The organism is Tropicibacter alexandrii, assembly GCF_003667315.2.
Classification (GTDB): domain Bacteria; phylum Pseudomonadota; class Alphaproteobacteria; order Rhodobacterales; family Rhodobacteraceae; genus Tropicibacter; species Tropicibacter alexandrii.
Genome location: NZ_RCTZ02000005.1, coordinates 180316 through 192351, shown reverse-complemented (window position 1 = coordinate 192351; position 12036 = coordinate 180316). Strand labels below are relative to the sequence as shown.

Sequence of the window (12036 nt, the reverse complement as noted above, 5' to 3'; positions counted from 1 at the left end):
GGTCAGAGGCTGACGCCGACCTTTTCATGGTGGTCGCACTCGGCATCCTTGATGACGAAGACCGGCAGGATATGGGTGCCGCCCTGCTCTTGCAGATACTGCACCTCGCCCGCGACGCCGACACCGCCCGAGTCGTTGCCCTGCATAAACACCGCCAGCGCCATCAATCCGCACAGCGCCGCCGCCTTGGCCAGCGTGAAGTCCCGGTAATAGATGTTGCGTGCCATGCTGGCCTCCTGAGGGCATCCCGTCATTGACGTTTCGACTGTCCCCAGCATGGCCCATGCCAGCCCCATCGCGCAATTCACGTGTCCGCGCGCGAATGTTGCAATCGGGGGATTTTCGCCAAGCGGCCTTGGCGCGCAACTTTTGGAAAGAAAAAACCCGGCCCGCGACATTTTTTTCGCATTCGTGGTGTTGACCCTGCCCTGCACGAGTCATAATGTCCCCGCGCGACGTATAAGGAGCCTCGGGTATGGAAACCCTGCTGGTAATCGTAGAGGAAAGGCGCATGGGCCGGTAACGGTTTCCCTGACAGGACCCCATGCGCCCCCGCCAGACCCGGACGGGGGCTTTTTTATACGCCGCGTAAATAGAAGTGTCGTGAACGGAGTAGAGCTATGACACGTCAGATGACCGGAGCGAAAATGGTGGTTCAGGCCCTCATCGATCAGGGTGTGGACACGGTATTCGGCTATCCCGGCGGTGCCGTTCTACCGATTTACGACGAGATCTTTCAGCAGAACAGCATCAAGCATGTGCTTGTCCGCCACGAACAGGGCGCCGTGCACATGGCCGAGGGCTATGCCCGCTCGACCGGCAAGCCCGGCGTTGTTCTCGTGACCTCGGGGCCCGGGGCGACGAATGCCGTGACCGGCCTGACCGATGCGCTGCTGGATTCGATCCCGCTTGTGGTGCTGACCGGGCAGGTCCCGACCTTCATGATCGGCTCGGACGCCTTTCAGGAGGCGGACACCGTCGGCATCACCCGCCCCTGCACGAAACACAACTGGCTGGTCAAGGACACCGAAAAGCTGTCCGCCACCATCCACGAGGGGTTCCACGTCGCCAAGACCGGCCGCCCCGGCCCGGTGCTGATCGACATCCCGAAGGATGTGCAGTTCGCCTCTGCCGAATACCAGCCGATGCAGAAGGTCTCGACCTCGCATTATCAGCCGGTCATCAAGGGCGACCCCAAGATGATCGAGCAACTGGTCGAAGCGATTGAAAACGCCGCGCGGCCCGTGTTTTACACCGGCGGCGGCGTGATCAATTCCGGCCCCGCCGCGAGCCAATTGCTGCGTGAAATGGTCGAGGCCACCGGCTTCCCGATCACCTCGACCCTGATGGGTCTGGGCGCCTACCCGGCTTCGGGCAAGGCGTGGCTGGGGATGCTCGGGATGCACGGCCTCTACGAGGCGAACATGGCGATGCATGGCTGTGACCTAATGATCAATATCGGGGCGCGCTTCGACGACCGGATCACCGGGCGGCTGGATGCGTTTTCGCCCAACTCGAAAAAGGCGCATATCGATATCGATCCGTCCTCCATCAACAAGGTGATCAAGACCGACATCCCGATCGTCGGCGATGTGGCCTATGTGCTTGAGGATGTGCTGAACCTGTGGAAGGCGCGCGGCCGCAAGGTCAACCGCGACGGTCTGGCCAAATGGTGGAAACAGATCGAGGAATGGCGCGCCGTCGATTGCCTGAAGTTCAAGCAGGAGGGCGCGGTCATCAAGCCGCAATACGCGCTCCAGCGTCTTGAAGAGCTGACCAAGGGCAAGGACCGCTACATCTGCACCGAGGTCGGCCAGCACCAGATGTGGGCGGCGCAATATATGGGCTTCGAGGACCCGAACCGCTGGATGACCTCCGGTGGTCTGGGCACCATGGGCTATGGCTTCCCCGCGTCGATCGGCGTGCAGATGGCGCATCCGGAGTCGCTGGTCATCAACGTCGCGGGCGAAGCGTCGTGGCTGATGAACATGCAAGAGCTGGGCACCGCGATGCAATATCACCTGCCGGTCAAGCAGTTCATCCTGAACAACGAGCGCCTCGGTATGGTTCGCCAGTGGCAGCAATTGCTGCATGGCGAGCGCTATTCGTCGAGCTGGTCCGAAAGCCTGCCCGATTTCGTGAAACTGGCCGAAGCCTTTGGCGCGAAGGGCATCCAGTGTTCCGACCCTGCCGATCTGGACGACGCGATCATGGAGATGATCAACTACGACGGGCCGGTGGTGTTCGACTGTCTGGTGGAGAAGCACGAGAACTGCTTCCCCATGATCCCGTCGGGCGAGCCGCATAACAAGATGCTGCTGGGCGACGCCAAGGCCACCAATGCCATCGCCGGCAAAGGGGCCGTGTTGGTCTGATCGGTTTCGGGCGGGCTGCGCCCTGCCCGACCGAGGCGGGGGGCTGTCTGCCCCCCGCACCCCCCGAAGGTATTTGCGGACCAAAGAAGCCAAGGACCGCCGCACCGCAGTGAGCTGCATGATACAAAAAGGAAGTCAGGGATGTCCCCGCTAAAGATCAAGAAAGGCTCGTCCAAGCATTCGGCCTATAACCTGCGTCCCACGTTTTCGGATGTGCAGGAGCGTCACACGCTGGCGGTGCTTGTCGAGAACGAGCCGGGCGTGCTGGCCCGGGTCATCGGCCTGTTTTCCGGCCGGGGCTACAATATCGAAAGCCTCACCGTCGCCGAGGTGGACCACAAGGGTCACCTGAGCCGCATCACCATCGTCACCACCGGCACGCCGCAGGTGATCGAGCAGATCAAGGCGCAGCTGACCCGCATCGTGCCCGTGCACGAGGTGCATGACCTGACCGTCGAGGGCGCTTTTGTCGAGCGCGAACTGGCGCTGATCAAGGTGGCGGGCAAGGGCGACGACCGGGTCGAGGCGCTGCGTCTGGCGGATGTGTTCCGTGCGCATGTGGTTGATTCGACGTTGGAAAGCTTCGTGTTTCAGCTGACCGGCACGCCGGACAAGATCGATGCCTTTGCCGATCTGATGCGCCCGCTCGGCCTTGTCGAGATCGCCCGGACCGGGGTTGCCGCCCTCAGCCGCGGCACCTGATCCGGCGACCTCCGCGAAACCGAAAAGGCACCCCGAGGGGTGCCTTTTTTCTTGTCCCGTCGCGGGAGGTCAGCGGCGCACGCCCGGGAAGGCCACCACGTTGTCGGCCTTGGGCAGCGGGGCCAGTCGTTTCGTGCTGCGCAGGTTCTCGGGCAGGCCCGGTGCCCAGCCGGCATCGACGCGGCGCAGGTTGCTGGCGCGGCGGCAATCCTGTTCCTCGCGCAACTCGAACTGGATCAGATCACCCGGATCCAACGCCACGCCTTCGTGCATGCTGTGCTCGGCGCCGTTGTAATAGGCGAGATTGCCATGATCCTCGCACCAGATCACGGCTTTCTGGTCACATTCATCGGCCCACAGGACCACGCCATACATTCGATCTTCCATGACGCTCTCTTTGACGGAAGCGGCGCGTGCCAGAGGCAGGCCTGCCGCGTTAGTTGGTTAATCCACGGTCAAGGTGACGGAAAAACCTGTTTCAGACACGTTTTTTCCCGTGTCGCCGGGTTGATTTTTGTGCCGCATCCCTGCAATCCTGTCGCCAAGACGCATCAGGGCTGACGCCATTCAGCATCACGTCTTCAAGAAAATGTGGCAGCTTACGCGCGATAGGAAAAATGCTGTACGATAAAACACCTAAAGAGAGAGAGGAGAGGATGGCGACCAAGTCGAGCAAGCCCTCTACGCTGTCCAAGCGCCCCAGCCCTGCCGAGCTTCGGTCCATGCTTGGTGCGAACCTGCGCCAGCTGTCCCGTCAGGCTGTCTCGATTTCAGCCTTGTGCCGGGACTTGGGCATCAACCGGACCCAGTACAACCGCTACCTCGCCGGCGAGAGCTTTCCGCGACCGGACGTGCTGCACCGCATCTGCACCTATTTCGGCGTCGATGCGCGCATCTTGCTGGAGCCGGTGGAAGAGATCACGCCGATCTCGGACGGGTTGCTGCAAAACCCGGCCATCTCGGATTTCCTCGGCAACGCGGCCAAACCGCTCTCCGAGGATGAACTGCCCAGCGGCTTCTATCGCTTCACCCGCCGGTCCTTCATGGACGAGGAAAAATACGTGCAGGGGCTGGTTTACGTCTTCCGCAAGGACGGCGACGCCTTTCTCAAGGGGTTCGAGGCCAAGGCTGCAATGCGCCAGCAAGGGCTCAGCACCGATATGCGCAACCGCGAATTCCGCGGCGCGTTCCTGCGACAGGAGGACGGGTTCGCCATCCTCGTCAGCCGCCACCATTCGACGACCTTCTCGTTCAACTATCTCGCCCGCGTGCCGACCTTCGAGAACAATTTCTGGGTGGGCTATGTCACCCGCCCCGTGCGCGAGAATGTCGCCGGACGTCGGGTCGAACGGCTAGTCTATGAATACCTTGGCAGCGATATGCCCCGGGCCCTGCGCGCCGCGCGCAGCGCGGGTTTCTGCAGCGCCGATGATCTGGTCCAGTATCACCGCCAGTTGCTGAAACCGGGCGAAGCCTTTGCGTAAAGCCATGACAGGTCGCTAGGCGTCAGCCTGCTGTCGGAAAACGACACGACCTGCATGGGATCAGCGCCTTAGGGTGGGGCACCCACCAAAGGAGACTGGCCCCATGACCGACTTGTCCGATGTCCGTCGTCCCGTAGCGACCGCGCTTGGATTGCCCAATGCGCATTATATCGATCCCGTCATCTTCGATGAGGAACGTCAGGCGCTTTTGTTCGACCAATGGGCGGGCCTCGATGTGGCCGCGTCGGTGCCCGAAATCGGCGACGCGAAGCCGATCTCGTTTCTGGGGATGCCCCTGCTTTTGGTGCGCGCGCGCGACGACGTGGTCCGCGTCTTCCAGAACATCTGCCGCCATCGCGGCATGATCCTTGTGGAAGAGGCGCGCAAGATCGAAGGCGCGATCCGCTGCCCCTACCATTCGTGGTGCTACGGAACCGACGGGCGGCTGGTGTCGACCCCGCATGTGGGCGGACCCGGCCACAACACGCACGAGGCGATCGACCGCGCGACGCTGGGCCTGATCGAGGTGCGCAGCCATATCTGGCGTGACGTCGTCTTCATCAATGTCAACGGCAACGCGCCAGAGTTCGAGGTCGCCATGGCTCCGGCGATGCAACGCTGGGCCGATGTCGAAAAGCCGCTCTACCACGGCGGGTTCGACAGCGTGATCACCCTGCCCGTCCAGACCAACTGGAAGCTCGCGGTCGAAAACTTCTGCGAAAGCTATCACCTGCCCTGGGTGCATCCCGGCCTGAACAGCTATTCCCGGCTGGAGGATCACTACAACATCGAAGAACCGGGGGCGTTTTCCGGACAGGGCACGCTGGTCTACCGGCAGGTGACGAACGAGAACGGCGAGCCGTTCCCGGATTTCGAAGGCCTGTCCGACAAGTGGGATACGGCGGGCGAATACCTTGCGATCTATCCCAACGTTCTGTTGGGCGTCCAGCGCGACCATGCCTTTGCGATCGTTCTGGTGCCCGAGGCGATCGACCGCACGGTCGAGAACATTCATCTCTATTATGCCCAGCCCGGCACCGATAGCGGCCTGCGGCAGCGCAACACGCAGCTGTGGAAGACCGTCTTCGAAGAAGACATCTTTGTCGTCGAGGGCATGCAGAAAGGGCGCCATGCGCCCGGTTTCGATGGCGGCAAATTCTCTCCGGCCATGGACGGGCCGACGCATTGTTTCCACGACTGGGTGGCCAGCCAGATCGAGGCGCGGCGCAACCGCATGGCCGAGGCGGCGGAATGAAGGCGCTGGACGACATGCTGATCGAGGCCCATGAGGCGCGGGACCACCGCGCGCTGGTGGAGCTTTATGCGCGGGCCGCCGATGGGGCAAACGACCTCGACGCGGCCTGCTTTTATCTGACCCATGCCTATATCTTTGCACTGGAACAAGGCGATGCGCGCGCCTTGGACCTTCATGCCCGGCTCAAGGCCGAGGGGCGCGAAGCGTGATGTCGGGCGGGGTCGCTCCCCGCCCCTGCGTCATTCGGCACTGACGGGGGCCGGAATTTCGCCCTTGTTGGTGCCATAGGCCAGCATGTCATACAGGTGCCAGGTTGCGTGGCCCAGCACGGGAAGCGCAATGAACAGGCCCAGAAAGCCCGGGATCATCGAAATGAAAGTCGCGACGGCAATGAACGCGGCCCAGCCGAACATCCACAGCGGATAGGTCAGCACGTATTGAAACGAGGTGATCATCGCCGTGACGAAATCCACCTCGCGGTCCAGCAGCATCGGCAAGGACAGTACCGTGATCATGTAGAGCAGCGAGGCGAACCCCGCCCCCACCGCTGTCCCGAATCCGAGCATCATCAAACCGTTGGACGTGGTATAGACCTCGAACGAGGACGAGACGTTGGTCATGGTCGACAGCCCCAGAAAGAGGGCAAAGATCATGTGTGCGAGGAAGAACCAGAACAGGAAGATCACGATGATCACCGCGCTAATCGACGGCAGCTGTCGTTTCGACTGGCGCCCGATCACCGAAAAGATCTTCATCCAGTCGAGCGGGCGGCCTTCCTCCAACCGGCGGCTGACATCGTAGAAGCCGACAGCGGCAAAGGGCGCGATCAGCGGAAAGCCGATGGCGGCAAAGACCAGCCAATAGCTTTGCCCGGTGATCCATGTGATCCAGACCATGATCCAGCCGCCAAGGATGTAAAACCCGGCAAAGACCAGCGCGAATCCCGGAGCGCGTCGGAAATCGCGCCAGCCGCGCTGCAGCGCCTTACGGAGGATCCAGTCGTCAACCGGGCCGAGATCCGGTGCGCCATGTTGCGGTTCCTGCTCGATCATGCCCTGTCTCCCTGCACTGGCTGACATGCAGTAAAGGCGATGCGCGGTGGCTTAGGCAAGATGCCTCTCTGATACAGGTTCAGGCGCGCGTCGTCGTGTCGGGGACCACCGCATCCGCCTCCAGTTCCACCAGCCAATCCGGGTCGATGAAGCCGGCCACCTGCACAAAGGTAAAGGCCGGGCGCACCTCCCCGAAGACCTCGCCATGGGCGCGCGCCGCGTCTTTCCACTGGCGGGCATCGGTCAGCATGACGCGGGTGCGGATGACGTCGCTGAGGTCGCAGTCGGCGTCGCGCAACGCCTCCCCGATGATCTCCAGACAGCGTTTGGTCTGGGCGTAGACATCGCCGACGCCGCTGGTGCCGCCACCCGGTGCGATCGGTGCGGTGCCCGACACCGCCACCACATGGCCCACCCGCACCGCGCGGCTGAACCCGATTTCCGGTTCCAGATAAGACCCCGACGAGACAAGCCGGCGCATCGGGTCAGTCCTCGCCGCGGGCGTCGGCGCGGCTCTTGCCGGACAGTTGCAGCGCCAGCGTCGCCTCCATGAACGGGTCGAGATCGCCATCCAGAACGCCCGACGTATCCGCCGTCTCGTATTGGGTGCGCAGGTCCTTCACCATCTGGTAGGGCTGCAGGACATAGGACCGAATCTGGTTGCCCCAGCCCGCGTCGCCCTTGGCCTCGTGCAGCGCGTTGACCTCGGCATTGCGGCGGTCCAGTTCCAGCTGATACAGCCGCGATTTCAGCGCCTTCATGGCGATGTCGCGGTTCTGGTGCTGGGATTTCTCGGACGAGGTCACGACGATGCCCGTCGGGTGGTGGGTGATCCGCACCGCCGAGTCGGTGGTGTTGACGTGCTGACCGCCCGCGCCGGACGACCGGAACGTGTCGATGCGGATATCGGCGGGGTTCACCACCACCTCGATATTGTCGTCGATCACCGGATAGGCGCCCACGGCGGCAAACGACGTCTCGCGCGTGCCCTTGCCAAAGGGCGAGATGCGCACCAGCCGATGCGTGCCGCTTTCCGATTTCAGCCAGCCATAGGCGTTCTTGCCCTTGATCTGGTAGGTGGCGGATTTGATGCCCGCCTCGGCCCCGGCCTGCTCTTCCTGCAACTCCACCTCGAAGCCACGGCTTTCGGCCCAGCGGACATACATCCGCGCCAGCATATTGGCCCAGTCGCAAGCCTCTGTGCCGCCCGCGCCTGCCTTGATCTCCAGAAAGGCGTCATTGCCGTCGGTCTCGCCGTTCAAGAGCGCCTCGAGTTCCTTCTTGGCGGCCTTGTCGACCAGCGTCTTCAGCGCAGTCTCGGCCTCGGTGACGACCTCGTCATCCTCTTCCATCTCGCCCAGTTCGATCAGCTCGACCTGATCTTCCATCTCTTGCTTTATGGCGTTGTAGGTCTCCATCGCGTCGACCAGCGACTGGCGGTCGCGCATCAGCTTTTGCGCCGCTGCGGGGTCGTCCCACAGGTTCGGGTCCTCGACGCGGGCATTGAATTCCTCCAGCCGGAACTGCGCGGTCTCGATATCCATCCGCTGGGCGAGCAGATCGAGCGACTTTTTCACCTTGTCCACGTTATTCTGAGCTTCTGCGCGCATCGGTCGGTTCCTGTCTCGTGCCCTCGGGTGCCGCGTGATACCAAGGGGACAGGCACGTAGCAAGACAGCCAAAGCAAGACGGGAGCAGGACTTGGACGACAGGTTGCAGGATGCATTGGACGGGTTCGCATTGACGGACCCGCAGCCGCTGGCCAACACGCCGCATGCGCGGGTGTTCAAGGTCAGGATGATCTCGGGCGACCCTGCGGTCCTGAAGATCTTTCGCGCCGGGCATTTCGGCAACGAGGCGGCGGGAATCGCCCTGATGCATCACTGGTCCGAGACGGCCCCGCTGGCCTGCGCCGAGATCATTGGCGAGGGGCCGGGCGCGCTGCTGATCGAATACGTGCCGGGCGCCCATCTGGGCGATGACAGCCGCGCCGGGCGCGATCTGGACGCCTGCGAGCGGCTGGCGCTGGTGGCGCATGCGCTGCATGCGGCCCCCCTGCCCGACATGGCCCGCCTGCCGCGGCTGGAGTTGTGGTTCCACGACCTGTTTCAATTGTCCTACGCGCCCACCTGTCCGGTCGCCTTGCAGGCCGACATGCGCCGCGCCAGCGCGCTGGCGCGCCACCTGCTGACCTCCGAGCACAAGCCGCGCCCGCTGCATGGCGATTTGCACCACGACAACGTGATCGTCGGGGCCCATCCCAAGGCAATCGACGCCAAGGGCATCCTTGCCGATCCTGCCTATGAGTTGGCCAATGCCATGCGAAAACCTGCGGGCTGCGAGGCAGTGTTGCGCGACAAGGCGCATCAATCGGCGCGGCTGGACATCTTTGCAGGCACGCTCGGGGTCGACCGCACGCGGCTGGCCGGGTGGGCAGCGGCCAAATGCGCGCTGTCGATTGCATGGCGGGCCAACCGCGTGCTGGTCGATGACCCGGAGTCAGACCTGCTGGCCCTGCTCCTGTCGCTTGCGGACGAGGCAGGCATGGCCGACTGACGCGACGGGGACGGCGCGCCGTCCCCCGCTCGATCAGTACAAGCCGCCCGACGACAACGAACCGAAACCGGCCTTGGGGCCAACGACGGCCTTCCTGCCGGTCGAGGTCACGACTTCCTGTGCCGGTCCCCCATCCGGGCGGATGATGTCGAAGCTGCCCGACATCGCAAAGCCACCGTCGAACTGGATGCCGAAGATCGGCTCTTCGCCTTGGCGGAAGCACTCGCTGACGACATTCTCGCCGCTGGCGCTGTCGGACAGGCGCGCGCCGGAAAAGCGGTCGATCTTGATAAACATGCAGTCCTCCGGCACCTTAAAGTCGCCGCCGCCGTATTTCTGCACGGCCTTGGTCATGAACTGGTTGAAGACCGGCCCGCAGAACCCGCCGCCCGAGGCCCCGCGCCCCAGCGATCGCGGCGTGTCATAGCCGATATAGCAGCCGGCCACGATGTTCGAGGTAAAGCCCACGAACCACACATCCTTGGCGTCGTTGGTGGTGCCGGTCTTACCCGCAGTCGGCACCGGCAGGTTCACGTAGGACGACGCGGTGCCGCGCTGGACGACGCCCTGCATCATCGAGGTCAACTGGTAGGCAGTGACCCCGTTCATCACGCGCTCGCGGTCATTGACGATGCGCGGGCTGCGCCCCGGGTCCAGATCGGCCAGATCGCAATCCACGCAGACCCGCTTGTTGCCGTCGGCTGCGTCATGCGAATAGATCGTGTGGCCATAGCGGTCTTGGACGCGGTCGATCAGCGTCGGCTCGACCCGTTCGCCGCCATTGGCAAACATCGCATAGGCCGCCACCATCTTGTACAGCGTCGTCTCGTCCGCGCCGAGCGCGTTGGCCAGAACCCGGCCCATATTGTCGTACACACCGAACTTTTCCGCGTAATCCGCAACCACATCCATGCCGACCTCTTGTGCCAGACGGATGGTCATCAGGTTCCGCGACCGCTCGATCCCGGTGCGCAGCGGCGTCGGACCATAGAACTGGTTGCTGGCATTCTTGGGCCGCCAGACGCCCTGCGGCGTGTCGATCTCGATCGGCGCGTCGACGATGATCGTCGCCGGGGTATAGCCGCTGTCCAGCGCCGAGGCATAGACGAACGGCTTGAAGCTCGACCCCGGCTGGCGTTTCGCCTGCGTCGCGCGGTTGAAGACCGAGTGCTGGTAGGAAAAGCCACCCTGCATCGCGATCACGCGGCCCGTGTTCACGTCCATGGCCATGAAGCCGCCCTGCACGCGCGGAATCTGCCGCAGCGACCAGCGCATGAACGCGCCGCTGCCATCCTCGGTCATCTCGCGGACATGGATCACGTCACCCTTTTCGAAATTGTCGAACAGGTTGCCGGAGAACCACGACGTGTCCGACCGCGGCACGCGGTTGCCGCGCGGGTCGTCGCTGGCAACGCCCTCGATGCCGATCACCAGTTCCTGATCGCGCACGTCCAGCACAACCGCCGGGTGCCATGGCGCGACCAGATCCACGTCGCGCGCCACGCGCACATTCGACAGCGCCTCGCGCCAGCTTTCCTCGGAGGCCAGCGCCTCGGCGGGGATTTTCTTGCCGGTGCCGTTCCATTTGCCCAAGCCCCGGTCATAGCTTTCCAGCTGACGGCGCAGGGCGTTGGCCGCCTCGACCTGCATCTCGGGGTCGAGCGTCGCGCGCACGGAATAGCCGCCGGAAAAGAACTGTTCCTCGCCGAAATTGCGGCTCAGTTGACGACGGATTTCGTCGGTGAAGTAATCGCGCGGCGGCAAGGCGTTCTGGTAGGGCTCGAAATCCCCGTTCTGCACGGATTTCAACGGCAGCGCGACCTCGTGCTCGTAGGTCGCTTGATCGATATAGCCGTTCTCCATCATCTCTTTCAGGACGAAGTTCCGGCGCTCGGTCACGCGCTCCTTGCGGCGGACCGGGTGGAAATCGGACGGTGCCTTGGGCAGCGAGGCCAGAAAGGCCGCCTCGTGCGGAAGCAGTTCGGAGAGCGACTTGTTGAAATAGACCTGCGCGGCGGCGGTCACGCCGTAGGCGTTCTGGCCAAGGAAGATCTCGTTCAAGTACAGTTCAAGGATCTTGTCCTTGGACAGCGCGGTTTCGACGCGGCTGGCAAGGATGATTTCCTTGATCTTGCGCTCGGCGCGGCGGTCGCCGGACAGGAGAAAGTTCTTCATCACCTGCTGGGTGATGGTCGAGGCGCCGCGCGTATTGCCGCGCGCCGTATCGATCGCGGCGGCGACGATGCCGCGCGGGTCATAGCCCTTGTGGGTGTAGAAATTCTTGTCCTCGGCGCTGATGAAGGCGTTCTTGACGAGGTCGGGGATTTCGGCGGCGGGGGTGAACAGGCGGCGTTCCTGCGCAAATTCGTCGATCACCTGCCCCTCGGTCGAGTAGATGCGGCTGATCGTCGGCGGCGTGTATTGCGCAAGATGCTCGTGGCTCGGCAAGTCCCGGCCATAGATCCAGAAAACCGCGCCGATGGTCAGCGCAATCATCATCAGACCCATGGTCAGGACGGCGAAGATGCCACCAAAGAAAGACAAGATGAATCGCAGCACGTACCCGGCCCCTTTACCACTCGCCGCCTCATTATACGGCAAGACCGCGTGGG

General features: G+C 63.1%; 12 protein-coding genes. 6 read left to right on the top strand and 6 right to left on the bottom strand.

From position 1 onward, the window contains the following. Nucleotides 1-2: 2 nt before the first annotated feature. Nucleotides 3-227: a hypothetical protein gene (locus D8Z78_RS08710; RefSeq protein ID WP_121629691.1), complete on the bottom strand. Its 225-nt coding sequence runs from the start codon at nucleotides 225-227 to the stop codon at nucleotides 3-5. 393 nt (nucleotides 228-620) lie between these two features. On the opposite strand from D8Z78_RS08710, the gene D8Z78_RS08705 reads away from it, so the two are divergent. Both D8Z78_RS08705 and ilvN read left to right on the top strand, forming a co-directional pair. Then, nucleotides 621-2375, top strand: coding sequence for an acetolactate synthase 3 large subunit (locus tag D8Z78_RS08705; RefSeq protein ID WP_121629692.1), 1755 nt, complete (start codon nucleotides 621-623; stop codon nucleotides 2373-2375). Nucleotides 2376-2516: 141 nt separating this feature from the next. Beyond that, the gene (gene ilvN / locus D8Z78_RS08700; protein ID WP_121629693.1) at nucleotides 2517-3077 is read left to right on the top strand and encodes an acetolactate synthase small subunit; all 561 of its coding nucleotides are present in this window, start codon (nucleotides 2517-2519) and stop codon (nucleotides 3075-3077) included. A 69-nt stretch (nucleotides 3078-3146) separates the two neighbouring features. Here the strand turns inward: ilvN and D8Z78_RS08695 are convergent, their stop codons facing one another. Next, nucleotides 3147-3464, bottom strand: a complete 318-nt coding sequence (locus tag D8Z78_RS08695; RefSeq protein WP_121629694.1) for a hypothetical protein — start codon at nucleotides 3462-3464, stop codon at nucleotides 3147-3149. 269 nt (nucleotides 3465-3733) lie between these two features. Here D8Z78_RS08695 and D8Z78_RS08690 point away from each other — a divergent pair, with 269 nt between their 5' ends. The 3 genes from D8Z78_RS08690 (at nucleotide 3734) to D8Z78_RS08680 (ending at nucleotide 6025) form a co-directional block, all read left to right on the top strand. Further along, complete coding sequence (locus tag D8Z78_RS08690; RefSeq protein WP_240672055.1) at nucleotides 3734-4561, top strand: helix-turn-helix domain-containing protein; 828 nt, start codon at nucleotides 3734-3736, stop codon at nucleotides 4559-4561. Between the two features lie 103 nt (nucleotides 4562-4664). Then, nucleotides 4665-5816 (top strand): aromatic ring-hydroxylating oxygenase subunit alpha, encoded by a 1152-nt coding sequence (locus D8Z78_RS08685; protein WP_121629695.1) that lies wholly within the window; start codon nucleotides 4665-4667, stop codon nucleotides 5814-5816. Next, a complete protein-coding gene (locus D8Z78_RS08680; RefSeq protein WP_121629696.1) occupies nucleotides 5813-6025 on the top strand; it encodes a hypothetical protein in 213 nt (70 codons plus the stop codon). Before D8Z78_RS08685 ends, D8Z78_RS08680 begins: the two co-directional genes overlap by 4 nt. A 30-nt stretch (nucleotides 6026-6055) precedes the next feature. Here D8Z78_RS08680 and D8Z78_RS08675 read toward each other — a convergent pair whose 3' ends face one another. The 3 genes from D8Z78_RS08675 to prfB form a co-directional block, all read right to left on the bottom strand. Then, nucleotides 6056-6868, bottom strand: coding sequence for a DUF2189 domain-containing protein (locus tag D8Z78_RS08675; protein WP_121629697.1), 813 nt, complete (start codon nucleotides 6866-6868; stop codon nucleotides 6056-6058). Between the two features lie 79 nt (nucleotides 6869-6947). Further along, nucleotides 6948-7349 carry a RidA family protein gene (locus D8Z78_RS08670; protein WP_121629698.1) on the bottom strand — a complete coding sequence of 134 codons (402 nt, stop codon included), beginning with the start codon at nucleotides 7347-7349 and terminating at the stop codon, nucleotides 6948-6950. Between the two features lie 4 nt (nucleotides 7350-7353). Beyond that, entirely contained in the window at nucleotides 7354-8478 is a 1125-nt protein-coding gene (gene prfB / locus D8Z78_RS08665; protein ID WP_121629699.1) for a peptide chain release factor 2, read from the bottom strand. 91 nt (nucleotides 8479-8569) lie between these two features. On the opposite strand from prfB, the gene D8Z78_RS08660 reads away from it, so the two are divergent. After that, nucleotides 8570-9424 carry an aminoglycoside phosphotransferase family protein gene (locus tag D8Z78_RS08660; protein WP_164932922.1) on the top strand — a complete coding sequence of 285 codons (855 nt, stop codon included), beginning with the start codon at nucleotides 8570-8572 and terminating at the stop codon, nucleotides 9422-9424. Nucleotides 9425-9457: 33 nt separating this feature from the next. On the opposite strand, the gene D8Z78_RS08655 is transcribed toward D8Z78_RS08660, so the two are convergent. Beyond that, nucleotides 9458-11983, bottom strand: a complete 2526-nt coding sequence (locus tag D8Z78_RS08655) for a penicillin-binding protein 1A (protein WP_121629701.1) — start codon at nucleotides 11981-11983, stop codon at nucleotides 9458-9460. Nucleotides 11984-12036: the final 53 nt, after the last annotated feature.